This is a genomic window from Micromonospora sp. NPDC049114 (assembly GCF_040648635.1).
Taxonomy (GTDB): Bacteria; Actinomycetota; Actinomycetes; order Mycobacteriales; family Micromonosporaceae; genus Micromonospora.
Genome location: NZ_JBEZEA010000001.1, coordinates 1,451,395 through 1,474,411 on the forward strand (window position 1 = coordinate 1,451,395; position 23,017 = coordinate 1,474,411).

General features: G+C 73.0%; 20 protein-coding genes. 10 read left to right on the forward strand and 10 right to left on the reverse strand.

The features are described from left to right. Positions 1–23: 23 nt before the first annotated feature. The 4 genes from AB0B39_RS06950 to AB0B39_RS06965 all read right to left on the reverse strand — a co-directional run bounded on the left by AB0B39_RS06950 (position 24) and on the right by AB0B39_RS06965 (position 6,894). Positions 24–1,361, reverse strand: coding sequence for a biotin carboxylase N-terminal domain-containing protein (locus AB0B39_RS06950; RefSeq protein WP_357573690.1), 1,338 nt, complete (start codon positions 1,359–1,361; stop codon positions 24–26). A gap of 142 nt (positions 1,362–1,503) precedes the next feature. Continuing rightward, positions 1,504–2,103 (reverse strand): TetR/AcrR family transcriptional regulator, encoded by a 600-nt coding sequence (locus AB0B39_RS06955; protein ID WP_357491650.1) that lies wholly within the window; start codon positions 2,101–2,103, stop codon positions 1,504–1,506. A gap of 115 nt (positions 2,104–2,218) precedes the next feature. Then, positions 2,219–5,104, reverse strand: a complete 2,886-nt coding sequence (locus AB0B39_RS06960; RefSeq protein ID WP_357573691.1) for a hypothetical protein — start codon at positions 5,102–5,104, stop codon at positions 2,219–2,221. Positions 5,105–5,106: 2 nt separating this feature from the next. After that, complete coding sequence (locus AB0B39_RS06965) at positions 5,107–6,894, reverse strand: HSP90 family protein (protein WP_357573692.1); 1,788 nt, start codon at positions 6,892–6,894, stop codon at positions 5,107–5,109. A gap of 121 nt (positions 6,895–7,015) precedes the next feature. Between AB0B39_RS06965 and AB0B39_RS06970 the strand changes: the two genes are divergently transcribed. Continuing rightward, positions 7,016–8,272 carry an MFS transporter gene (locus AB0B39_RS06970; RefSeq protein ID WP_357573693.1) on the forward strand — a complete coding sequence of 419 codons (1,257 nt, stop codon included), beginning with the start codon at positions 7,016–7,018 and terminating at the stop codon, positions 8,270–8,272. A 17-nt stretch (positions 8,273–8,289) separates the two neighbouring features. On the opposite strand, the gene AB0B39_RS06975 is transcribed toward AB0B39_RS06970, so the two are convergent. Continuing rightward, positions 8,290–9,447 (reverse strand): FAD-dependent oxidoreductase, encoded by a 1,158-nt coding sequence (locus AB0B39_RS06975; protein WP_357573694.1) that lies wholly within the window; start codon positions 9,445–9,447, stop codon positions 8,290–8,292. 107 nt (positions 9,448–9,554) lie between these two features. Between AB0B39_RS06975 and AB0B39_RS06980 the strand changes: the two genes are divergently transcribed. The 3 genes from AB0B39_RS06980 to AB0B39_RS06990 all read left to right on the forward strand — a co-directional run bounded on the left by AB0B39_RS06980 (position 9,555) and on the right by AB0B39_RS06990 (position 11,940). Beyond that, complete coding sequence (locus tag AB0B39_RS06980) at positions 9,555–10,136, forward strand: TetR family transcriptional regulator (protein WP_234584478.1); 582 nt, start codon at positions 9,555–9,557, stop codon at positions 10,134–10,136. A gap of 68 nt (positions 10,137–10,204) precedes the next feature. Then, a complete protein-coding gene (locus tag AB0B39_RS06985; protein ID WP_234584477.1) occupies positions 10,205–10,762 on the forward strand; it encodes a SigE family RNA polymerase sigma factor in 558 nt (185 codons plus the stop codon). Beyond that, positions 10,759–11,940: a hypothetical protein gene (locus AB0B39_RS06990; protein WP_357573695.1), complete on the forward strand. Its 1,182-nt coding sequence runs from the start codon at positions 10,759–10,761 to the stop codon at positions 11,938–11,940. Before AB0B39_RS06985 ends, AB0B39_RS06990 begins: the two co-directional genes overlap by 4 nt. 49 nt (positions 11,941–11,989) lie before the next feature. Here the strand turns inward: AB0B39_RS06990 and AB0B39_RS06995 are convergent, their stop codons facing one another. The 4 genes from AB0B39_RS06995 to AB0B39_RS07010 form a co-directional block, all read right to left on the reverse strand. Continuing rightward, positions 11,990–12,892: a sulfurtransferase gene (locus AB0B39_RS06995; protein ID WP_357573696.1), complete on the reverse strand. Its 903-nt coding sequence runs from the start codon at positions 12,890–12,892 to the stop codon at positions 11,990–11,992. Between the two features lie 115 nt (positions 12,893–13,007). After that, positions 13,008–15,065 (reverse strand): hypothetical protein, encoded by a 2,058-nt coding sequence (locus AB0B39_RS07000; RefSeq protein WP_357573697.1) that lies wholly within the window; start codon positions 15,063–15,065, stop codon positions 13,008–13,010. Between the two features lie 198 nt (positions 15,066–15,263). After that, positions 15,264–15,710, reverse strand: coding sequence for a hypothetical protein (locus AB0B39_RS07005; RefSeq protein WP_357573698.1), 447 nt, complete (start codon positions 15,708–15,710; stop codon positions 15,264–15,266). A gap of 2 nt (positions 15,711–15,712) precedes the next feature. Then, positions 15,713–16,480, reverse strand: coding sequence for an SGNH/GDSL hydrolase family protein (locus AB0B39_RS07010; protein ID WP_234584472.1), 768 nt, complete (start codon positions 16,478–16,480; stop codon positions 15,713–15,715). A gap of 238 nt (positions 16,481–16,718) precedes the next feature. On the opposite strand from AB0B39_RS07010, the gene AB0B39_RS07015 reads away from it, so the two are divergent. From AB0B39_RS07015 to AB0B39_RS07040, 6 genes are read left to right on the forward strand one after another with little or no spacing between them, the layout of a single operon-like run. Beyond that, a complete protein-coding gene (locus AB0B39_RS07015; RefSeq protein WP_357573699.1) occupies positions 16,719–17,858 on the forward strand; it encodes a transporter substrate-binding domain-containing protein in 1,140 nt (379 codons plus the stop codon). After that, the gene (locus tag AB0B39_RS07020) at positions 17,744–18,922 is read left to right on the forward strand and encodes a hypothetical protein (RefSeq protein WP_357573790.1); all 1,179 of its coding nucleotides are present in this window, start codon (positions 17,744–17,746) and stop codon (positions 18,920–18,922) included. Before AB0B39_RS07015 ends, AB0B39_RS07020 begins: the two co-directional genes overlap by 115 nt. A gap of 53 nt (positions 18,923–18,975) precedes the next feature. Further along, on the forward strand, positions 18,976–20,745 hold the full coding sequence (locus AB0B39_RS07025; RefSeq protein ID WP_357573700.1) for a proline--tRNA ligase: 1,770 nt from the start codon (positions 18,976–18,978) through the stop codon (positions 20,743–20,745). 57 nt (positions 20,746–20,802) lie between these two features. Next, positions 20,803–21,228, forward strand: a complete 426-nt coding sequence (locus AB0B39_RS07030) for a CBS domain-containing protein (RefSeq protein WP_357492087.1) — start codon at positions 20,803–20,805, stop codon at positions 21,226–21,228. A gap of 25 nt (positions 21,229–21,253) precedes the next feature. Continuing rightward, positions 21,254–21,682: a SufE family protein gene (locus AB0B39_RS07035; RefSeq protein ID WP_234584468.1), complete on the forward strand. Its 429-nt coding sequence runs from the start codon at positions 21,254–21,256 to the stop codon at positions 21,680–21,682. 20 nt (positions 21,683–21,702) lie between these two features. Continuing rightward, a complete protein-coding gene (locus AB0B39_RS07040) occupies positions 21,703–22,338 on the forward strand; it encodes a DsbA family oxidoreductase (protein ID WP_357573701.1) in 636 nt (211 codons plus the stop codon). Positions 22,339–22,390: 52 nt separating this feature from the next. On the opposite strand, the gene AB0B39_RS07045 is transcribed toward AB0B39_RS07040, so the two are convergent. Beyond that, the gene (locus tag AB0B39_RS07045) at positions 22,391–22,939 is read right to left on the reverse strand and encodes a YbaK/EbsC family protein (RefSeq protein ID WP_234584466.1); all 549 of its coding nucleotides are present in this window, start codon (positions 22,937–22,939) and stop codon (positions 22,391–22,393) included. Between the last annotated feature and the right edge of the window lie 78 nt (positions 22,940–23,017).

Below are 23,017 nucleotides of genomic sequence, written 5' to 3' on the forward strand. Positions count from 1 at the left end.
GACGGCCGGCGACCGGCGAGGGCTCAGCGCATCCGGGAGACGATCGCCGTGTCGTAGGCGCCGGAGAGGAACTCGTCGTTCTCCAGCAACTCGGCGAAGAAGGGCAGGTTGTTCTTCGGGCCGACGATCTGGAACCCGGCGACAGCGTCCCGCGCGCGGGCGATCGCCTCGTCACGACTGGCACCACTGATGATCAGCTTGGCCAGCAGGCTGTCGTAGAACGGGGTGACGGTGTTGCCCTCGGTGTAGCCGGAGTCCACCCGGATGCCCTCGCCGGTGGGCTCCACCCAGGTCGTGACCTTGCCGGGGCCGGGCAGGAAGCGCTTCGGGTCCTCGGCGTTGATCCGCAGCTCGATGGCGTGCCCACTCGGCGCGAGCGCGTCCGGGTCGAACGTCGGCGCCAGGCCGGCAGCCACCCGCAACTGCTCCTCCACCAGGTCGACGCCGTAGACGTACTCGGTCACCGGGTGCTCCACCTGAAGCCGCGTGTTCATCTCCAGGAAGAAGAACTCACCGGTGCTCGGATCGAGCAGACACTCGACAGTGCCGGCGTTGCGGTAGTTCACCGCCTCACCGGCCCGCACGGCCGCCGCCAGCAGGCGTGCGCGCAGCTCCGGCGAGACCGCCGGGGACGGCGACTCCTCGACCAGCTTCTGGTTGCGCCGCTGCACCGAGCACTCCCGCTCGCCGAGCGCCACCACCCGACCGTCGGCCAGGCCGAGGATCTGCACCTCGACGTGGCGCACCCGGGGGAAATACCGCTCGATCAACACCGAACCGTCGCCGAACATCCGCTCGGCGAACGCGCGCACCTTGTCGTACTCGGTGCGCAGCGCGGCCTCGTCGACGGCCACGCCCATGCCCATGCCGCCACCGCCGGCTGCGGCCTTGACCATCACCGGGTAGCCGATCTCGGCGGCGGCCGTCACCGCCGCCTCCAGGTCGGCGGCCGGGTCGGTGGTGCCGGGCGCGACCGGGACGCCGGCAGCCGCCATCAGGTTCCGAGCGTTGATCTTGTCGCCCATCGCGGTGATCGCGTCCGCGCCGGGCCCGACCCAGATCAGGCCGCTCGCCTCGACGGTACGGGCGAAGTCGGCGTTCTCCGACAGGAACCCGTAGCCCGGGTGGATGGCCTGCGCGCCTGTCGACTTCGCGGCGGCGAGGATCGCCTCGACGTTGCGGTAGCTCTGGGCCGGGTTCGGCGGGCCGATGAGGACAGCCTCGTCCGCCTCGGCGACGAAGGGCAGGTCGGCGTCGGCCTCCGAGTACACCGCGATCGCGCGGATGCCGAGCCGCTTGGCGGTCCGGATGACCCGGCGGGCGATCTCGCCCCGATTGGCGACCAGCAGTGACTCGATCATGTTTCCTCCCGGCGTCCGGATGTTGGGACGATGCCAGGGAACCACGACCGGCCCACTCCTGACGAGCCGGGGCTCAGACGCGCAGCGCGGCGGGGCTCAGAGCCGCAGCGCGACCGGGATCAGAGCCGCAGCGCGGTCGGGCTCAGGCGAGCAGCGCGGCCAGGGTCGCGCCGCGCAGCAGCTCGGCGCGACGCCGTCGGTCCACCTCGCCGCCCAGGAACGGGGTCGAGTTCATCAGGCCGAACGCGGCGTGCGCCAACACCCGCGCCTCACCGTCGGGCATGCCCGGGTGCAGCGCGGTCAGCACCGTCACCCACTCCTCGACGTACATCCGCTGCAGGCGGCGGATCCGTCGTCGCGGCTCCTCCGGCAGGCGATCCAGCTCGTGCAGGTGCAGCGCGATCACCGCCGGGTTGGCCAGCGCGAACTCGACGTGGAAGTCGATCAGCGACTCCAGCACGCCGCGCGGGTCGTCCGGATGCCCGGCGGCGCGTTCCCGACCGCCGGCCAACAACCCGTCGCTCACCGGGATCAGCGCCGCGGCCAGCATCGCCTCCTTGCCGGCGAAGTGGTGGTAGAGCGCGGGGCCGGTCACCCCGGCTGCCGCACCGATGTCGTCCATCGACACGCCGTGATAGCCACGGGCGGCGAACAGACCGACCGCGATCTCCAGGATCTCGTCCTTGCGGGACCGGCGCCGGCCCGCACCCGCCGCACCCCGTGCCTGCTGCTCCACCGTCACCGGGCAAGCGTAGACCGCGAGCTGACCGCGGTGGGGCGGCGGTTACCGGTCGGTTGCGCGCGCCACGCCACCGGCCGGCACCCGCTCGGGCGGGGCCGACCGGTCGGCGCAGAGGTCACTCGTCCGGGTCGAGGTCGTGCTCCGCGCGCAGCGCGGCGGCGTCCGCCTGTCGGTCCAGCAGGTCCAGGGCGCGGGCCAGCAGCCAGGCCGTCTGGCGGACCGGTCGCGAGCCGGCCGGGAGCCCACCGAGTACGCGGCGCAGCAGCGGCTCCGCCTCGGCCGGCCGGTCCAGGCGCAGCAGCAGCTCACCGACGAGGACCTCGACCTGGGCCGCCTCGCCGAACGCCTCGATCGACCGCAGCCGGTCCGGCACACCCGCGAGCCGGTCCAACGCCTCGTCCGGCCGCCCCTCGCCGACCAGCACCCGCGCACCGGCCTCGGCCGCCATCGCCAGCTCGTAGATCACCGGTGGCTCCGGCTCCGGCTGCCCGGCCACCGCGGCCGCCAACCCGTCCATCACCTCGACGGCACGTACCGCCGCCGGTCGGTCGTCGGACCAGAACCAGGCGTACGCCTCCCGCCGACGGGCACGCAGCTCGTCCAACGGCAGGTCGGCCAGCCGGTACGCCGTGGCGGCGGCGGCGAACCGCTCGGCGGCAACCGCATCCCGGTCGGCGTCGTAGAGGATCCCGCCGGCCTCCTCCAGCACCTGTGCCCGGTGCGGGAGGTTGTCCGGGCCGTCCAGGTTGGTGGACAACTGCTCCAGCAGGGCCAGTGCCGGATCGATCTCGCCGAGCCCGGCGTACACGCCGGCCAGCAGGTGCCGACAGCGGTCGGCCTCCGCCTGAGCGCCCAGCCGGTCCAGGCCGAGCACTGCCTCCTCGGCGACCTCGGCCGCCTCGGCGAGTCGGCCCACCACCCGGTACGCGTTCGCCAGCTCCCAGCGCAGGAACGCGTCCCCCTCGGCGCCGCGCTCCACGCAGAGCGTCACCGCCTCGACGAAATCGTCCACCGCGTCGGCGGCCCGACCGGCGGAGAGCAGCGCCCGCGCGCGGGCGACCCGCACGGGCAGCTCCGCGTCCGCCGGCGCCACACGCAGCGCCTCGTCGCAGGCGGCCACCGCGTCGGCCGGGTCGTCGACAGTCCGCGCCCACGCCAGGCAGGCCGCCGTGAGCAGTTCGCCGATGCCCAGCTCGCGACCGATGCCGCGGGCCTCCTCGGCGGCGGCGCGGGCCTCGTCGACGCGGTCGGACTGCTCCAGCAGGTGCGCCCGGTGCAGCGCCATCCGAGCCGCCAGGTGCCGGTCGCCACCCGCGTCGGCGGGTGCCCGGTCCAGCGCCGCCAGGGCGTCCGCCCACCGTTGCTGGTGCAGCAGCGCCAACGCGAGCCGGTCGTGCGCCGCGGCCCGCTGCCGGGCGTCACCGAGCCGGTCCAGCACCTCGGCGGCCTCCCGGACCAGCGCGAGCCCCTCCTCGGCGTGCTCGTCGATGCTGGTCAGCAGCACGCCGAGCCGCCCGGCGACCACCTGGGCGGGCACCTCCTCACCCGCCGAGCGGTACAGGTCCAGCGCCTCGCGGTTCAGCTCGACCGCGCCCTCGATGTCGTCCTCGTCGCCGCGCTCGGCGGCCCGCAACGCCAGCCGGTGCGCGACCGTGCCCGCCGGCAGGTCGGTGGTGCCGAACCGCTCGTCGCACGCGGCCAGCGCCGCCCGGAACGTGGCCCGGTCGTGTCGGCCCCAGCTCTCCTCGGCGAGGGTCAGCAACTCGTCGGCGTCGGCGTCGGCGGGCAGGGCGACGGTGGCCGCGCCGCCCCGCTCCCGGGCAGGTCGGTCGGCGGGCGCGGACGCGGCCGCACCGGGAGCGACTGTCGGTTCGTCCCCGGTCGGGCGGGCCGGACGGCGGCGGACGCTCGCGGAGAGCGGCAGGTGCTCGCCGCCGGGCCGTACGGCGAGCCGGCGGGCGATCCACTCCGACTGGTGGGTGGTGCCGTTGCGGGTGTCGAAGCGGGCGGCCAGCCCGGTCGCGGTAGCGGCCAACTCGTCGGCAAGCGTCGGCGCGGGCACCTCGGCGGCCGGCCGGCCCTCGGCGGCCCGGCGGTACACCGTCGCCGCACCCGCCTGACGCAGCGCGGCGGCGGCGGTCGCCGCGAAGTGCATGGCGGCGGCCGGCGACGGCGGCCGGTCCAGCCAGTCCAGGTGCCGCTCGACCAGCTCGACCGCCCGCGCCTCGTTACCGGTCATCGTGCAGAACTCGATGTGGTCGCCGATGTCCCACAGGTCGGCGAGGTTGCCGCGCAGCTTGCGGTACGCCTCCCGGTGCGCGTCGCGCGCCGAGGAACCCCGACCGGTACGCAGGTAGGGCAGAAGGAGCGCCGTGAGGATCGCCTGCGGCTGCTCGGTGCAGGTCAGTCTGCCGGCGAGCACCGGCTCGGCAAGTGCCACGGCCTCGGCGTCCCGCCCGGTGTCGGCGAGGTAGCCCACCTGGCTCGTCGGGTCACAGCCGGCGCAGTCGGACAGCTCGTCGCGGGGCGTGGTCTGCCAGAGCCGGTACCAGTGCGCGGCGGCCTCGGCGTCGCCCACGTGGTCGGCGACCCGGAACCGGTGCTTGTGGACGGTCTGGAGACTGTGCCCGCCGGCGCGGTAACGGCGCTCCATGTCGTCGAGCACCGCGTACGTGCGGTCCAGCGGCACCTCGGGGAACTTCAGCAGGCCGGACACCATGTACTTGAAGTGCCACAGCAACTGGTGCAGGTGGCGCTGGTGGTAGGGCTGCGGGTCGCGGTCGAACTCGGACAGGCACCAGGAGAAGGTCACGAACGACTTCGCCGGCTCACCGCCGTAGACGTACCCGGTGGTGGCCTGCATGCGGGTGACGAAGGCGAGGTGCCGGTCGTCGGCGGCGTCGACCCGGCGCAGCAGTTGCTCCAGCGCGGCGATCTGCCCCGCCCCGTACGGCATGTCGGCGATGCCACGCAGCACCCGCCACAGGTCCTCGTCGCTCATTGTCACTCCCGTCCCGGCACGGCCCGGCCGAGCAGGCCGAGGAAGGAATCGTTCAGCAGCGCGGCGTCGGCCGCGCGGATCGGATGGTGGCCGAGCAGCAGCGCCTGCCCGTACAGCGCCTCGATGGCGAGGCCGACCAGCTCCGGGTCGCCGAGCATCGTGACCCGCCGGACCAGCGGGTTGCGGTGGTTGAGCACCAGTTGCGGGCGGTCCGGTGGGGCGGTGGCGGCGAGCGCGTCGAGGACTCCGCCCCACAGCTCGTCGGCGCGGTCGCGGCTGGCGGCGAGCTGGTCGTTGAACGCCGCCGACCGGCTGACCAGGTACAGCGCGGGCAGCGAAACCGGGTCGTACGCCCGAATGACCACCTCGCAGCCGGACCGCTCGACGGCCCGCTGCGCGGCGGTGAGGAACGGCCGCAGCGCCAGTTCGACAGGCGGGTCGAGGGCCTCGAACCGGGTGGTGAGGTCGCTCGGCTCCAGCCGTTCGATCAGCACCGACCGGTCCACCGCCGGCAGCCGCTCGATCAGCTCGGTGTCGTACGTGTAGCCGGCGTTCACCACCGCCAGGTCCTGTGCGGCGGCCACCGCGGCGAGTTGGCGGAACTCGTCGAGGCTGGCCGCGTAGCGGACCACCCCGTGGCGTTCCCGGAACTCGGCGAGCGTGAGCGTGCCGACGTTGGTGTCCATCGGCCACCACCTGTCGACGAGCCGCAGCATCTCGTCGTCGTGCAGCGCCAGCGCCTTCACGCCGAGGTGGTGCACCTGGAGGAACTCGGCCAGCCGGTGCGGGTCGTGCCGCGCCAGCCGGACCAGCCAGCCGCGTACCTGGTCGCCGAGCGCTTCCCGGGTCGCGGTCAGGAGGGTGTCCTCGTAGAGAGCTTCGCGGCTGGCCGTCGGGCGCAGCTCGGTCGCGTCGACCACACAGTGCGCGAAGAACGCCCAGTCCGGCAGCAGGCTGTCGGCGTTCTCGGTGAGCAGCATCCGCTTGAGGTAGACGCGGTGCCCGGCCCGGGCCGCCGGGTTCACCGGGGTGGGCAGGATGACTGCGACACCGGTCAGCCCCGCCTCCGGCACGGCCAGCGGCAGCACGTCGAACGGCTCCACGCCGAGCGTCTCCCGGGCGTACCTGATCAGCGCCGCGCGGTCGAGCGGTGCCCCCGGCGCGGTCGCCCACGGGGGTTCGCCGGTGGTCGTGACCGTGTCGCCGACCCGGACGGTGACCGGCAGCAGCGAGCCGAAGAGCCGCGCCAGGTCGGTGACGGTCGGGGTGGCGAACCACTGGTCGGCGTCGCGGCGGGGCACCAGCGTGACAGTGGTGCCCGGCTCGACGCGGGCGGCCTCCGGCGGGGCCACGGTCACGGCGTAGCGGCCGTCGGCGTACCCGGTCCACCGGACCGTGGGGTTGTCGCCGTGCCGGGTGAGCACCTGGATCTCGTCGGCGACGAGGAAGCAGGAGAGCAGGCCGATGCCGAACTGGCCGAGGAACTCGTGCCGGGAGAAGCCCAGTTCGTCGCGCTTGGAGCTGCGACCGATGGTGGCCAGCAGCTCGTGCACCTGCGCCTCGGTCAGCCCGATGCCGGTGTCGTGCACCCGCAGGGTGCCGTCGCCGGTGATCTCCGGTGGTTCGATGCGGACCAGCGCCGGCGCGTCCGGATCGGTCGTACGCCGGGCGGTGATCGCGTCGACGGCGTTCTGGAGCAGCTCACGGACGTAGACCCGTGGGCTGCCGTAGAGGTGATGGCTGAGCAGGTCGACCACGCCACGCAGGTCGACCTGGAAAGTGTGGTCCACGCCTGAGTTCTCCCCGGTCCCGATGCCGGCGCCCACCGTACCGATGATCACCGACGGCTCGCGTCCCCCTTTCGCCCGGCGGCTTGACCCTCGACCCGGTCGAGAGGGCACGTTCGGCGGCATGACCTCCTCCGCTCTGGGCCGGGACTTCCGGCTGCTCTGGTCCGCCGCGGTCTCGTCCCGGTTCGGGGACGCGCTGCGTACGCCGGCTCTGGCCCTGCTGGCCGCCACCCTGACCCGGGACCCTCGGATCATCGCGGCGGTCACCGTGGCCGGGCAGCTGCCCCCGCTGCTCTTCGGTCTGCTCGGCGGCGTGTACGCGGACCGCTGGGACCGCCGACGGACGATGGCCTGCATCGACGGCGTACGCGCGGCGGTGGTGGCGGCGCTGGCCGTGGCGGTCGTCCTGGACCGGGCGACCGTCGTGACGCTGCTGGCGGCCGCGTTCCTCCTCGCCGCGTTGGGCTCCCTCTTCGACTCGGCCTCGTTCGCGCTGCTGCCCACCGTCGTGTCGCCGGCCGCGCTGCCCCGGGCGAACGGACGGCTCCAGGCGGGGAGTGCGGTGGCCGGCGGTTTCCTCGGTGCGCCGGCCGCCGGTGTCCTCTTCGCCGCAGCCCCCGCCCTGCCGTTCGCTCTGGACGCGGTCACCTTCGCGGTGGCGGCCCTGCTCGTGCTGGCCCTCACTCCGACGCCCACCGTGGACAGGGGGTCGGCTGTCCGGCGCCTGTCGGTGTGGAGCGAGGTCGCCGAGGGTGTGCGGTGGCTGCGCGGCGACCGGACACTGTGGCGGGTCACCCTGCTGGCCGCCGCGAGCAACCTGGCGATCAGCGGTCTCATGGCGGTGATGGTGCTCTACGCGTTGGACGTGCTGCGCGTGCCGCCGGCCGGATACGGACTGTTCGCGGCGGGTGCCGTTCTCGGCGGCGTGGGCGGGGCGCTCGCCGCGGGACGGCTCGCCGCCCGGCTCGGTACGGTGCCCGCGCTGCGGGTGGTGCTCGCCGTGCAGACCGTCGCGCTTGTCGTGTTCGCGCTGGCCCGGCAACCGGTGCCGGGTGGGATCGCCCTGGCCGTCTTCGCCGCCGGCACTGTCGTGTGGAACAGCCTGTCGGCGTCGTACGGGCAGCGGCACGTGCCGGGCGGGCTGCTCGGTCGGGTCAGTGCCGCGCAGCGGATGGTCGGGTTGCTCACCGCACCCGTCGGCGCGGCGCTCGCCGGCCTGGCCGCCGCCGCGTACGGGACGGTGCCGGTGGCGGGCGCCGCGGCCGGCACGTTCGCGCTTGTCACGCTGGTGGCGTGGCGGACGCTCCGGCCGGTCGCGTCGGTGCCGCCGGTCGTCGCCCCCACCGACGACAGCACAGCACCCCAGCCGTCGCGCTGAGCAGCACGTCGTGCACCTCAGCCCGCGCGGCGTTCGGCGTGGGACAGCCCGGACAGGCGCAGCGCGATCCGCTGCCGGACCGGGGGTACGGCCCCGAGCAGCCGGAGCAGCGCGTCGCGGGCCGGTCGGCGGGCCGGGGAGGTGGTGGCCAGCCGGGTCAGCCCGGCGGCGAAACTCACCACGTCCTCGGCCATCGGGCGCTGCCGCGCGGTGTAGTCGTCGAGCAGCGTCTCCGGGCCACCGGCGAGCACCTCGGCAAGGGCCGTGCCGAGGGCCACCGCATCGCAGATGCCGAGGTTCATGCCCTGCCCGCCGGCGGGGCTGTGCACGTGGCCGGCGTCCCCGGCCAGCAGCACCGGCCCGGCCCGGAAGGTGTCGGCGATCCGGTGGTGCACCCGGAACCGGGAACCCCACAGCACCTCGGTCACCCGATCGGGCCGGCGGGTCGGACCGCGCTCGTCGAGCAGCGCCTGGAGGTACGCCGCGTCCGGCTCGGGCGGTGCTGTCGGCACGGCGGCGACCAGCCGGACCACGCCGCCCGGCAGTGGCGCCCAGACCAGCGGCCCGGGGCGGGCGAGGAACAGCGCGGCCTCGTCGCGGGGCAGCGCGCTGTCGACCCGTACGTCGGCGAGCACGAAGGACTCCTCGTCGCTGGGGCCGGCGAAGCCGATGCCGGCCGCCTGCCGGACGGTGCTGTGCAGGCCGTCCGCGCCGACCACGTACCGGGCGCGCAGGTCGGCGCCGTCGACCCGCGCGAGCACCCCGGCGGCGGTCACGCTCAGGTCGGTCAGCCGGCACGGCCGTCGTACCCGGACGCCGAGGTCGGCCAACTGCCCGACGAGCACGGCCTCGGTGACCGCCTGGGAGATCAGCAGCGCGTAGGGGAACCGGGACGGCAGCCGGTGGAACGGCACCGACAGCAGCGTCCGGTCCCGGTCGCGGACCGTGAAACGCGGCGCACGCACCCCCTGGGCCACCAGTGGCGCCGCGACGCCGATCCGGTCCAGCACCTCCAGGGTGTACGCGTGCACGACTGCCGCGCGAGACGTCTGTGGCGGTTCGGCCTGCTGGTCCAGCACTGTCACGTCGACCCCGCGCCGGGCCAGCGTCAGTGCGGCGGCGAGGCCGGTGGGGCCGGCACCCACCACCAGGACGTCGGTGCTCGTGGGGAGCATGGCCACCTCCGCGACGACTGTTGCCAACGGGTGTTGGCAAACGGTTGTTGGCAACGCTAGGACCACTGTCGTTGTGTGTCAACAGCCGTTGGCATACGGTCGTTGGCATGACCGCGCCCGCCCACCCGACCCAGCCGCGCCGCTCGGACGCCACCCGCGCGGCGATCCTGCGCGCCGCCCGCGAGCGGTTCGCCGCCGACGGATACGAGCGCGCCACGATCCGGGCCATCGCCGCCGACGCCCGGATCGACCCATCGATGGTCATGCGGTACTACGGCAGCAAGGAGGGCCTGTTCGCGGCGGCGGCCGAGTTCGACCTCCGCCTGCCCGACCTGACCGCCGTGTCACCCGAGCAGCTCGGCGAGGTGCTGGTGCGGCACTTCCTCGTCCGGTGGGAGGGCGACGAGACGCTTGTGGCGCTGCTGCGGGCCGCCAGCACCAACCCGGGCGCTGCCGAACGGATGCGCGGCATCTTCGCCGACCAGCTCACCGCGGCAGTGGCCGCCTTCGGCACCGACCCGGCGCTGACCGCCCGACGTGCCGGCCTGGTGGCGAGCCAGATCCTGGGCCTCGCCTTCACCCGCTACGTCGTCCGGCTCCCACCGATGGTGGACGCCGAGCCCGAGGAGCTGGTCTCCTGGATCGCGCCGACCCTCCAGCGCTACCTGACCGGGCTGCCGCAGACCTGACCCAACCTTTTCCCCCTCCCCATGCGTCTGTCGGGTGACGCGCACCGCGGCGGCCGGAAGGGGTGCGGATGGGATCGACGGCGAACGACGGCCGCGACGGCTACCTCGCCTTCGTGGAGAGCAACCAGCACCGTCTGCTGCGTGCGGCCTTCCTGATCTGTGGCAACCGGCACCAGGCCGAGGACCTTCTCCAGGACGCCCTGCTGAAGCTGGCGCTGCGCTGGCCCTCGGTCCGCGACGGTGATCCCGCCGCGTATGTGCGGGCCATCCTCTACCGCGACGCGGTGTCGTGGTGGCGGCGTCGACGCCGGGAATGGCTCAGCGCCGCACCGCCGGAGCAGGTGGCCCCCGACCGGGACGGCGCGCTGCGGCTCACCCTGCACGACGCGCTGGGGCTGCTGCCGCCCCGGCAGCGGGCCGTGCTGGTGCTGCGCTACTACGAGGACCTGACCGAGGTCGCCACCGCGGAGGCGCTCGGGGTGACCGTCGGCACCGTGAAGAGCCAGTGCCACATGGCGCTGCGCCGGCTCCGCGAGGTCGCCCCCGATCTCACCGGAGATGGCCGACCGAGCCGGGGCGCGACCCGCTCCGACGACCCGACCGCCGGCCTGGAGGTGAACCAGTGAACGAGCAGGATCTGCGTCGACTGTTCGCCGTCAGCGTGGAGGACGTGCTGCCCAGCAGACCCGCGACGGCCGGCTGGGACCGGGCGCGGCGCACGCGTCGTACCCGACGGGTGCTCGGCGCGGCCGTCCTGGCCGTGGCGCTGCTCGGCGGTGGCACGATGGCCGTCCGCCAACCGTCCCCCGATCCGCCCCTGAACCACACGGTGGCGCCGAGTGTCGAGCCCACCCACGCCGATCCCGTGCAGCGTCCGCCGGCCGAGCTGACGTTCCCACCCGATCCGCTGAACCGGCTGAGCGGCCCGGCGACGGTGCCGCTGTCCGAGCGACCGGTCCAGCGGGCGCTGGCGCTGTTCCAGCCCGTGGACGAGGAGAACCGCGCGGACGGACCGGTCCGGATCCTCGGCGACGACGGTGTCGTGCGCGGTCTCGACGTGGTGACGCTGGCCCCCACCCGGGACGCCGGCGGCAACGAGGCGACCGCCGTGAAGCCGGGAGTCCTGTCGCCGGACGGCCGGTGGGCGGCCTTCGCGCAGACCAATGAGCTGATCATGGTGGATCTCACCACTGCGGGCGTACGCCGGATCCCGCTCGACGGCTACCTGGAGCTGGTGGTCTGGGCGCACGACCGGGTGCTGGTCGGCGGCGACAACCGGACGTACGCGGTGGAGCGCGACACCGAGGCGGCGGGCACCATCGACGTGTCGGCCTGGGACGTGGTGGCACCCGACCCGGAGGCCGGCCGCGAGGCGGCGCTGATCGAGCTGACCGGCGAACGGGGTGGCCTGACGCTGCGGAGTCGGAGCGCCCGCGAGGCCACGATCCGCTCCGAACAACGGATCACCCACGACGCGCTGCCCCCGCCGTACCAGGTCAACGAGTTCTACGGCCGGGGTTGGCTGCACGGCGGCCGGTTGGCGAGCGCCGCGTGGATCACCAGCAACGAGATCGACGGCGCCGAGGGGGTGGCCGTGCTGGACTCCCGTACCGGCGAGGTGACCCATCTGCTCGACCTCGGTCGGGAGCGTGGCAAGGGCTGCTGCCCGGTGCTGGGCTGGGACAACAAGGGCGCGGTGCTGCTCCGCCTGGAACCGGCCACCCTCGCGCGGTGGGACCCGGAGACCGGCGAGATCACCGGGGTCATCCGGGACCTGCGCGGCGTGTTGGCGCTGGCCGGCTGAGGGCCGTCGAACGGGTCGAACGCTCAGCCGGCCAGCTCCCGCGCGACGCTCAGGCGACGATGCCGCCGGGCTGGTCGCCCTTGACGACGGGTGCCCGGACCAGGTTGCCCCACTCCGTCCACGAGCCGTCGTAGTTGCGGACCTGCGGGTAGCCCAGCAGGTGCCGCAGCACGAACCAGGTGTGGCTGGAGCGCTCGCCGATGCGGCAGTACGCGATCACGTCGTCGTCCGGGCTCAGCCCGAGCTGGTCGGCGTAGATGGCCTTCAGCTCGTCGGCGGACTTGAACGTGCCGTCCTCATTCGCGGCGGACTTCCACGGCTTGCTGACCGCGCCCGGGATGTGCCCGCCGCGCAGTGCGCCCTCCTGCGGGTAGTCGGGCATGTGCAGCATCTCGCCCGTGTACTCGCCCGGGGAGCGGACGTCGACAAGCGGCCGCCCCACGGCGATGTGCGCCATGACCTGCTCGCGGAACGCCCGCAGCGGCGCGTCGTCCCGCAGCGGCACGGGGTAGTCGGCGCGGGGCCGGGCCGGCTTGTCGCGGGTCACCTCGCGCCCCTCGGCGATCCACTTCTGCCGGCCGCCGTCGAGCAGGCGCACGTCCGCGTGGCCGAAGAGCGAGAACACCCAGAGGGCGTACGCGGCCCACCAGTTGAAGTTGTCGCCGTAGAAGACCACCGTGTCGCCCCGGCCGATGCCCTTCGCGGCACACATCTCGGCGAAGCTCGTGGCGTCGAGGTAGTCCCGGGTGACCTGGTCGTTCAGGTCGAGGTGCCAGTCGACCTTGACGGCACCGGGAATGTGACCGGATTCGTAGAGCAGGACGTCCTCGTCGGACTCGACCACGACGAGGCCCTCGTCGCCCAGGTGCTCGGCCAACCAGTCGGTGGTGACCAACCGCTGCGGGTCGGCGTACGACTGGAGGCGGGGATCAGGATCGTTCGGCACAGACATGATCCCCAAGGTACGCCGGATCGCCGCCCGCGACCGCTGTAACGGGCCCGGCCCACCACCGGGCACGGGATGGTGGGCCGGGCCACTGGGACGTACGTCTCCCAGCGCGTCTCGGTCAGTGCCCCGACGTGGCCTCCGGGGCGTCGGCGACCAGGAAGGTGTACGTCCGCTCCGGGGACGCCGTCCCGTCGGCGAAGAGGCTGCGAACGGTCAGGGTGTGCGTGCCGGCCTGCTCGGGGGTCCAGGTGACGATGGCGCTGCCATTGACGTCGGCGGCGATCCCCTGTTCGGGGCCGTCGTCGAAGCGGTACCGGAACTCGGTCGTGCCGGCCACCTCCGAGTTGATCCAGAAGTCACCCGGCTGACCCGGGCCACCGGCGGGGTAGCCGGGGTCGTAGAGGAAACCCTGGATCACCGGCAGCAGGTCACGCACGAAGAAGACGAAGCTGGTCGAGTCCGACTGGACTCCGTCCCGATTGACGCTCCACACCGTGAGGGAGGTGAAGCCCGGCGTGGTCGGCGTCCAGGTCACCGACGCGGTCCCGTCGGCTGCGGCGGCCACGGTGCTGGTCACGGTGCCGAAGCGGTAGCGGTAGCTGACCACGTCGGGCTGACGCGGGGTGAAGGTGAAGATCCCGGGAACACCCTGACCTCCGCTGGTGCCGCCCTGCTCGTAGACCGTCGCGGAGATCGTCGGCGCGGTGCTCAGCCGGAAGGTTCGCGTCGCCGTCGCGGTTACGCCGTCGGCGGTGACGCTGGTCACCGAGAGGGTGCGGTTGCCGGCCCGGGTCGCGGTGACGGTAAGCGTGGCGGTGCCGTCGGCCCCGGCCTGCACCGTCTGCTCCGGGTCGCCGTCCAGGTTGAAGCGGTAGCTGACCACCCCGGGCATCTGCGGCGCGACGGTGAACGTGGTCGGCACGCCGATCGCGGTCAGGTTGCCGGTGACGGTCGGCGCGACGTCGCTGGCCCGGAACTCGTAGCGGGACTCGGGCGAACGGTTTCCGGCCGCGTCCACGCTCACCACCGTGAGGCTGCTGGGCCCCGCGTCCGGGGTGATGGTGACCGTGGCCGTGCCGCCGGGGCGATCCGCCGACACCGTCCCCTCGACGCCTCCGTCGAGCCGGTACCGGAAGCCGACCGCGTCCGCCGCCGCACCGGCGTCGAAGGTGAACTGGCCGGGCAGCGCCGGATGCCAGCTCCCGTCGGCGGGGAAGTCGGTGGAGGAGACGATCGGCGCGGTCGCCGGGCCCTGGAAGTCGGTACGGAAGTAGCAGAGGCCGCTCCACCCACCGGTTGCCCGGCTGTCCGCCGCCCGCACCTGCCAGGCGTACACACGGTCGTGCGTCAGGGTGTCGCGGTCGAAGATGACGTTGGCCCGCTCGCCGTCCCGACCGTTTCCAATCCGCTCGACCCGGGCCGACGGCTCGTCGACCGGCCAGAGCGCGAAGGTGGTCGTCAGCATGTCGGTGCCACCGGAGGCGTTCTTGTCCTGGTCGTGCAGGATCGCCGAAAGCGCAAGATCACCGCTTCGCTGGAACTGGTAGGGCTCGGCAGTCGTGCACGGCGTGCCGGAGGTCTGCTGCTCGGTCGGCACGCCCGGCGGGTAGTTGAAGTCGATGGAGATGCCTGCCGCACTGGCGTAGCGGCGACCCAACGCGGGATTGGCCTCCGCCCCGGCCGGCAACCGGAGCGCCAGGGTGAGCGTCGAAGCGCCCTCGGCCACCGCCTGCCGCAACCCTTCGACCGCGTTCCACTCCACGTACGGCGCCGGGCAGCCGGCCTCGGCCGGCAGCGTGGTCGTGTGCAGCTTCGCCACCTCGACCGGCGGCTTCGCCCAACTCGACGTGGCGGTGTACGCCGCGGTGCGCCACAGCTCCACCGCCGGCCGCTTGGTGCAATCGATGACCGAGGTCTCCTTGACGGAGAACACGGCCGACTCGATCTCCGCCCCCCGGTAGCGGGAGATGTCGAACGTGAAGTAGGCGCGGGCCGTGTGCTTGCGCCCCTGGGCGTCCTTCCAGGACCCGACCGGCACGTCGCCGGCCTGGTCGATGGTGATCTTCGTGGGCCGGTGCGCGTCCGTGTAGGCCCACGAGGTGTTCTTCTCGTACCGCATGTCGTAGGCCGCGGCCGGCGTGGCCGTGAGCGTGAGCATCCCGCCAGCGACAGTCATGGACAGCGCTGTGGCCAGCAGGGCTCGGACCGGTCTTCCGGATGTCGTCGTGCTGCGCATGAGGGCCATCCCCCATCCACCTTTCCCCGATGTCCCCGCCTTCCGATCAGCGGGGGCAGCGGATGCTATCGGGGACGGGGGACATCGGGCGAACCCGATTCGATGAACGGCCTCCACAGAGGAGTTACGACGGTCCGTTCAGGCGCGACGGTGCGCGATCCGACCGGCGATCACGGTCACCAGGCAGGCGCCGTTGGCGTCGTGGACCGCCAGGTCGGCCCGCCCGCCCGGACGCAGCGTCGGTGCCACGGCGGCGGGCAACACCAGCAGGTCGCTCCGGTCGACGGCGGCCCGCAGCACCGGGTCGGCCAGGTGCTCGGCCAGCACCGCCGTCACCCCGGTACGCAGCAACGCGTACACCCGTTCGCGTGGGGTGGGCGCCGCCGGCAGCGGGCCGTCGTGGAGCAGGCCCGGACCCAGTACGCCGGGCCATCGGCGTACCCGCACCCCCGCGTACGTCTCGCTCAGCTCGGCCAGCGGACCGACGGCCTCGACGCGGTCGCCGCCGACCAGCACGGCCTGGCCCGGCACCGGTTCGCCGTCGGGGGTACGCCGCAGCAGCGGCGCGGTGTGCAGGGTGCGCACGTTCAGTCGACGAGCGGGCCGAGCAGCGGACGCTTCGCCGTCACCGTGTCGCCGGACGACCGGCCGGTGAGTCGCCGCCTGATCCACGGGGCCAGGTGCTGCCCGGCCCAGCGCAGGTCGGCCGCGCGGGCGGCCAGCCACGGCGACGGCGCCGGGTGCGGCGGGACCATCAGCCACTCCTCGTCGCAGCCCACCCCGAGCGCGTTCAGCACCTGCCCGGCGACCCGCCGGTGCCCCGCCGCGGAGAGGTGCAGCCGGTCGGTGCTCCAGAGCATCGGGTTGAGGAACGTGTTGTCGGCGTACAGGTCGACCAGGATCGCGCCGTGCCGCTCGGCGGTCTCACCGACCGCCTGGTTGAGCAGCTCCACCCGGGGGGCGACGAGACGCTGACCGGGCAGCCGCGCCATCACGTCCGCGAACCGGAAGAGCAGCACGTCCGCGCCACCCGAGCGCAGCTGCCGGACGACCTCGTCGAAGCGGGAGACCAACGTGTCCGGGTCGAAGGTGCGGCGCAGCACGTCGTTGCCGCCGGCCGCGAAGCTGATGAGGTCGGGCTTCATCGCCACCGCCGAGGGCACCTGCTCGGCCACCACGCTGGGGAAGAGCCGGCCCCGGATGGCCAGGTTCGCGTACCGGAAGTCGGGGCCCGCCTCGGCGGCGAGACGGGTCGCCACCAGATCCGCCCAGCCCCGGTAGGTGCCGTCCGGGTACGCGTCGTCCATACCTTCGGTGAAGCTGTCCCCGACCGCGACAAAACTGCGCCAGCGCACCCGCGCCCCCCTCACGCCACCCGTTGCCTGCGGCGACCAGTCTGTCACCGGAGGCACGGCGGCCGGTGCCCCGACCGGCCGAGGTGGCGGACGTCATGCGTCAGCGGACCAGTTTCGACAATCACCCGCGACGCCGGGCGGCGTGTCGGCTATCCGGCTGGTGGTGGAGTGCCGTGGCTCGCATTGAGGCCTCACAATGAGGGGCCGGTCACCGGACCGCGCAGTGGGGAGGGCCCAGGTGAGTCAGGCAAGCGAGCCGAGCCCCGCCGGGCCAGCCCCGGCGGCACCCGTGTCGCCGCGCACTGTACGGACCCGTCAGATCCGACTCGTCGGGCTGATCGTCGCGTTGGCCGTCCTGGCCGCCGCCCTGGTCCCGATCGTCCTCGCGGCGGGCCCACCGACCCGGGACGAGCTGCTGGAGGACGCCCACCTCAAGGGCAAGCAGCAGCTCGTCATCGGCGTGAAGGACGACCAGCCGGGCATCTCGCAGCGCCTTACGAACAACGTCTGGAAGGGCTTCGACGTCGACATCGCGTACATGATCGCGAGCTACCTCGGGTTCGACCACTCCCAGGTGCGTTTCGTGCCGATCGAGAGCGAGGACCGGGCCCGTCGACAGGCCCAGGACGGCGAGGGGTTCGTCATCGTCGACCTGGTCATCGCCTCGTACAGCATCAACGACAAGCGCAGGGAGGAGGGCGCCGTCTTCTCGGCCCCCTACCTGAACACCGAGCAGTCGGTGGTGACGTTGAAGAGCTACCAGAAGCAGGTGAGCAGCCTGGAGGATCTGCGTGGGCTGACGGTCTGCTCGCTGACCACGTCGACGTCCATCCAGCGCCTCGCCGACGCCGGCGCCTCCCCGGTGGGTCGAAACCGGATCAGCGAATGCATCCAGGAGCTGTACGACGGCAAGGTGCAGGCCGTCACCACCGACGCGGCGATCCTCGCCGGCTTCGTCACCGGCGATCAGCCGGACGACGACGGTCAACACTTCCCGGTGACCCTCAAGAACGTCAAACCGCTGCGGCACTGGGACATCGGCTCGTCGCCCCAGGAGCGGTGGGGCATCAACACCGGCCCCAACCAGGCGCTGCTCGACCTGGTCGACCTCGCGCTCTACAAGTCGGCCAACGACGAGAACGACTCGGCCTGGGAGAACGCGTACAACGCCAACCTCCGTTGGCAGCAGGGATACAACCTCCCGCAGCCGGTCGCGGAACAGCAGCAACCCGATCCGAGGAAGGTGGAGGTGCGACAGTGGCCGTGGGAGAGGATCGCGCTACCGCCCCCGGCGTACCCCGGCTCACCACCAGCTCCGCCAAGGCAGTCCGCCCGCGCCGGATGGCGGGGGCGCGGCAGGCGCAGCAGTGGCTGCTGACCCTCCTTCCCACCTTCCCCGTCCTGCTCCTGGTGCTGCGGCTGTGGCAGCTCAGCCAACAGGACATGTCCACGATGCTGCTGCTGGTCCAGTACGTCAGTCCGCTCGGCCTGCTCAGTGCCCTGCTGATCGCCCTGGTGTGGGCGTTCCCCGTGGTCGTGCTCACCTTCGGTGTCCTCGGTCGGCTGCTCCGGCTCAGCGCTCCGGACCGGTTCGACCCGGAACGGTCACTACTGGCCTCCGGGACGGCACGTACCCCCGGTTGGGTGATCAGCGCGGCGGTCGCGCTGGGGGCGCTCACCTGGCAGCTCCGCTTCCTGCCGTCACTGCTGATGCTCGGCCTCTGGCTGCTCGCGCTGCGCACCCGCTACCTGCATCCTGACCAGCCGACCCGGGTCCTGCTGGTAAGCGTGGCCCTGCCGCTGGCCGCGGCGGTTCTGGCGTACACCGTGCTGGGCCCGGCCATCTGGACGGCGTACCAGGATGGCGAGATTGCCACGGCCGCGCTGCTGGCGGTGCCGCCCGCCGCCACCGTGCTGCTCACCGGCCCGATCCCCGGCTGGATCGCCCCGACGCTGACCCACGGTCTGGCGTTCACGGTCGCCGCCGTGCTCCCGGTGGTGATGGGCGCGGTCTTCCTCCGGGTGCCGCTGCTGCCCACCGCCGCGGTCGAGGTGGTCCCGAAGCAGTCGACCTCGACAGCCCCGGACGTCCCGGCCCCGGCGACCCCGGGCGCTGCCCCGACGGGCGGCGGTACGGCGAGCCTGGCCGGTGGGGACGGCCCGCCGAAGGCCGACGGCGGCCGGAAGGTGGTGCTCGGCGCGCTCATCACGGTGACCGACACGTCGACGATCGTGCTGGACCGGACGGCCACCGTGCGGTTCCTGCCGAATGGGTGGGTCGAGTCGCAGGTCCTCTGCCCCCAGCCCGCGGCCGTTCCGTACAGCCTGGTGTCGGTGCGGGGCTGGCCGGTGGAGGAGACCGCGCTGAACTGGATGATGCCCCGGCGTCCGGTGGCCGACCCGGACGTCCGCTGCGAGGGCCGCCTTCCCGGCGACACGTGACCCACCACCGAATTGGATCGCCGCAGCGGGACCGGCGGTCTTAGGCTGCGCGAATGCTGCTACGCATGTCGACTCTGTTGCTGCGGACCCTGCGCGAGGATCCGGCCGACGCGGAGGTGCCGAGCCATCGGCTGCTGCTGCGCGCCGGTTACCTCCGTCGCGCCGCGCCGGGCGGCTACACGTGGCTGCCGCTGGGCAAGCTGGTGCTGGACCGGATCACCGACGTCGTACGCGCCGAACTGACCGCGATCGGAGACCAGGAGGTGCACTTCCCGGCTCTGCTGCCCGCCGAGCCGTACCGGACCAGCGGCCGGTGGACGGAGTACGGCGACCTCCTCTTCACCCTGGCCGACCGGCGCGGCGCCGAGCACCTGCTGGCGCCCACCCACGAGGAGATGGCGGCGCTGCTGGTCAAGGACGTGTTCACCTCGTACCGGGATTTCCCGGTGACGCTGTTCCAGGTGCAGACGAAATTCCGCGACGAGGCGCGACCCCGGGCCGGCGTGCTGCGCGGCCGGGAGTTCCTGATGAAGGACGCGTACTCCTTCGACCTGGACGAGGCGGGGCTGCGGGATGCGTACGCCCGGCACCGGGCGGCGTACCAGCGGATCTTCGACCGGCTGGGCCTGGAGCACACCGTGGTGCACGCGATGTCCGGTGCGATGGGCGGTTCGGCGTCGGAGGAGTTCCTGGCCGCGACCCCGGTCGGTGAGGACACGTACGTCGGCTGCACCGCCTGCGACTACGCGGCGAACACCGAGGCCGTCGTCACCCGGGCACCCGCCGCCGGCGACCCCACCAGCGCGCCCGAGGCCGAGGTGCACGACACCCCGGAGACCGCGACCATCGCCAGCCTGGTCGAGCTGGCGAACAGCCGCCGGCTCGGGGACCGCGATGACTGGACCGCCGCCGACACCCTGAAGAACGTCGTGTTGACAGTGCGTCAGCCGGGCGCCGAGCGAGCCGAACCCCTGGTGGTCGGGCTGCCCGGTGACCGGGAGGTCGACCTGAAGCGGCTGGGTGCCGCGCTGGAGCCGGCCCAGGTGGCGGTCTTCGAGGAGTGGGCCGAGCATCCGGAGCTGGTGCGCGGGTACATCGGGCCGCAGATGCTCGGCAAGCTGGGCATCCGTTACCTGGTCGATCCTCGCGTGGTGGCCGGCTCCGCGTGGCTGACCGGGGCGAACGAGCCGGGTCGACACGCGACGGGTGTGGTCTGCGGGCGGGACTTCACGCCCGACGGCACTGTCGAGGCGGCCGAGGTGCGCGCCGGTGACCCGTGCCCCGCCTGCGGCGACGGCGAGCTGACCATCCGGCGGGGTATCGAGATCGGGCACATCTTCCAACTCGGTCGCCGGTACACCGACGCGTTCGCGGTCGACGTGCTCGGCCCGGCCGGCAAGCCGGTGCGGCCGACCATGGGCTGCTACGGCATCGGGATCTCCCGAGCGGTCGCGGCCATCGCCGAGCAGCACCACGACGAGCGGGGACTCATCTGGCCGGCGGCGGTCGCCCCGTGTGACGTACACCTGGTGGTCGCCGGCAAGGGCCCCCAGCTCGACGCGGCGCTGGACCTCGGCGGGCGCCTGGCCGCCGCCGGCCTGCGGGTGCTTGTCGACGACCGGACGCACGTCTCGGCCGGGGTGAAGTTCACCGACGCGGAGCTGATCGGCATCCCCCGCACCGTAGTGGTCGGGCGCCGACTTGCCGACGGGTACGTGGAGTTGCGCGAGCGGGCCGGAAACGGGCGCGCGGAGCTGCCGGTGGACGCCGTGGTGGAGCGGATCGTCGACGAGGCTCGCCGCGAGCGTGCGAACCTGGTGTAGCCACCGCGTCACGGGGTAGTGCAAGGGGATCGGGTGGATACGTCTTCGGAGGACCTCATGACCGCTTACCGGGTCAGCGATGTGATGACCAAGCAGGTCGTGTACCTGTCGGCAGAGACCACCCTGGACGAGGCGGCCAGGGTGATGAAGGAGGCGGACATCGGCGACGTGGTCGTCACCGATGGCGCGACCCTCGCCGGCATGCTCACCGACCGGGACATCGTGGTGCGGGCGGTGGCCGAGAACAGCTCGCCGGCGGCCACCACCATCGGCTCGATCGTCACCCGCGAGGTGGTCATGATCGAGCAGCACTGCACGGCGGGTGAGGCCGCGGCCCTCATGCGGGACCGGGGCATCCGTCGGGTGCTGGTCTGCGACAGCGACCGCAAGCTGGTGGGGATCGTCTCGCTCGGTGACCTGGCCATGCAGCTCGATCCGACCAGCGCCCTGAGTGAGATCAGCGAACAGTCACCGACGGTTTAGAAATCGCCGGCGGTAGCCTCGACACATGGCTGACATGCCGGCCCGACTGGCCGAGATCGTCGACGAGTTCGCTGCCGCGCCACGCGACCTGGTGCTGGAGATGCTGCTGGAGTACGCCGACGTCATCCCGCCGCTGCCCGCCGACGCCGCCGGGCACGAGGGCATGGAGCAGGTGCCCGAGTGCCAGACCGCGTTCTTCCTGCGCGCCCGGGTGACGCCGGACGGGACCGTCGAGACCCTCTTCGACTGCCCGCCCGAGGCGCCCACCACCCGGGCGTTCGCCGGGATCCTCGCCGAGGGTCTGGCCGGCGCGAGCGCCGAGGAGGTGTTGGCCGTGCCGGACGACCTCTATCAGCGGATGGGCCTGGCGCAGGCGATCAGCCCGCTGCGGGTGCGTGGCGGCACGGCGATCCTGGGCCGGCTCAAGCGGCAGGTCCGGGAACAACTCGACTGAGCGGGCAGTTGGCACCGATCATGGAGATCGAGATCTACGCCGACGTCGTCTGCCCGTGGTGCTACCTCGGCAAGCGCCGACTGGATGAGGCGCTCGCCCGCTACGAGGGCGAGGTGACCGTCCGGTACCGGCCGTTCCAACTCGACCCGTCGCCGGTTCCCGAGCCCCGCCCGATCCTCGACGCGCTCGGGGACAAGTTCGGCGGCCCGGAGCGTGCCCGGCAGATGGTCGCGCGGGTGACCCAGGCCGCGGCGGGTGACGGGCTGCGGCTGGACTACGACCGTGCGGTGGCCGCGAACACCTTCGACGCCCACCGGCTGGTGGCCTACGCCACCGAGCACGGCCGGGCGGCCGAGATGGTGGACGCCCTCTACCGGGCGCACTTCACCGAGGGCGTCGACCTCGGTTCGCGGGAGGCGCTGGCCACTGTCGCCGGCGGGATCGGCTTGGACGCGGCCGACGCCCGACGCTTCCTCGACTCCGACGAGGGGACCGCCGAACTCGCCGCCGAGCTGGCCGCCGCCCGCGACCTGGGCATCACGAGCGTCCCGACGTTCGTGCTTGCCGGAAAGTACGCGGTCAGCGGCGCCCAGGAGACGTCCACGCTCCTCGCCGCGCTGGCCGAGGTCGAGCAGCGGGAGGCCACCGCGCGGTAGACATTGACCGGCGTGATGTTTCACGTGCAACGGTATCGATGTCGGTGCCTGGTCAGGCAGGTCTGGCCAGGCCCTCGACCACCTGCGCGCCGGGAAGCGCGCCCAGCGCCGGGCCCGGCAGCGCGATCTTGCTGTGCCGTACGCCGGACCCGATGATCACGTGCGGGGTGGCGATCACCCGCGCGTCCACGAGGATCGGCCACTGGGCCGGCAGCCCGATCGGGGTGATGCCGCCGTACTCCATGCCGGTCAACTCGACCGCGTCGGTCATCGGGGCGAAGCTCGCCTTGCGCACGTCCAGTGCCCGCCGGGCCACGCCGTTCACGTCGGCCCGGGTGGTGGCCAGCACGATGCACGCCGCGTAGCGGACCACGCCCTCGCGCTTACCGGCCACCACCACGCAGTTGGCCGACACGTCCAGCCCCACCTCGTACGCCTCGCAGAACGCCGCCGTGTCGGCGAGGTCGGCGTCGATCGGCGCGACCAGCACGTCGTCCACGTCCACCGGCGCGCTGGCCGGCCACTGGGCGATGGCCTCCGCCACCGGCGCGGCGAGCAGATCGAGGCGGGCACGGGCCGGTTCGGTCTTCAGCGTTCCCATCACGGGTGCGATCCTCGCACCCGTACCGCCGGACCGCCCGCCGACTCCCGAGCCGTCCCGCGACGCCACCTCCACGTC

What these genes read in the sequence shown, in the direction of transcription:
- AB0B39_RS06950 (WP_357573690.1), bottom strand. Translation starts at nt 1,361, where the DNA reads ATGATCGAGTCACTGCTGGTCGCCAATCGGGGCGAGATCGCCCGCCGG.
- AB0B39_RS06960 (WP_357573691.1), bottom strand. Translation starts at nt 5,104, where the DNA reads ATGAGCGACGAGGACCTGTGGCGGGTGCTGCGTGGCATCGCCGACATG.
- AB0B39_RS06970 (WP_357573693.1), top strand. Translation starts at nt 7,016, where the DNA reads ATGACCTCCTCCGCTCTGGGCCGGGACTTCCGGCTGCTCTGGTCCGCC.
- AB0B39_RS06975 (WP_357573694.1), bottom strand. Translation starts at nt 9,447, where the DNA reads ATGCTCCCCACGAGCACCGACGTCCTGGTGGTGGGTGCCGGCCCCACC.
- AB0B39_RS06980 (WP_234584478.1), top strand. Translation starts at nt 9,555, where the DNA reads ATGACCGCGCCCGCCCACCCGACCCAGCCGCGCCGCTCGGACGCCACC.
- AB0B39_RS06985 (WP_234584477.1), top strand. Translation starts at nt 10,205, where the DNA reads ATGGGATCGACGGCGAACGACGGCCGCGACGGCTACCTCGCCTTCGTG.
- AB0B39_RS06995 (WP_357573696.1), bottom strand. Translation starts at nt 12,892, where the DNA reads ATGTCTGTGCCGAACGATCCTGATCCCCGCCTCCAGTCGTACGCCGAC.
- AB0B39_RS07000 (WP_357573697.1), bottom strand. Translation starts at nt 15,065, where the DNA reads ATGACTGTCGCTGGCGGGATGCTCACGCTCACGGCCACGCCGGCCGCG.
- AB0B39_RS07025 (WP_357573700.1), top strand. Translation starts at nt 18,976, where the DNA reads ATGCTGCTACGCATGTCGACTCTGTTGCTGCGGACCCTGCGCGAGGAT.
- AB0B39_RS07030 (WP_357492087.1), top strand. Translation starts at nt 20,803, where the DNA reads ATGACCGCTTACCGGGTCAGCGATGTGATGACCAAGCAGGTCGTGTAC.
- AB0B39_RS07035 (WP_234584468.1), top strand. Translation starts at nt 21,254, where the DNA reads ATGGCTGACATGCCGGCCCGACTGGCCGAGATCGTCGACGAGTTCGCT.
- AB0B39_RS07040 (WP_357573701.1), top strand. Translation starts at nt 21,703, where the DNA reads ATGGAGATCGAGATCTACGCCGACGTCGTCTGCCCGTGGTGCTACCTC.
- AB0B39_RS07045 (WP_234584466.1), bottom strand. Translation starts at nt 22,939, where the DNA reads ATGGGAACGCTGAAGACCGAACCGGCCCGTGCCCGCCTCGATCTGCTC.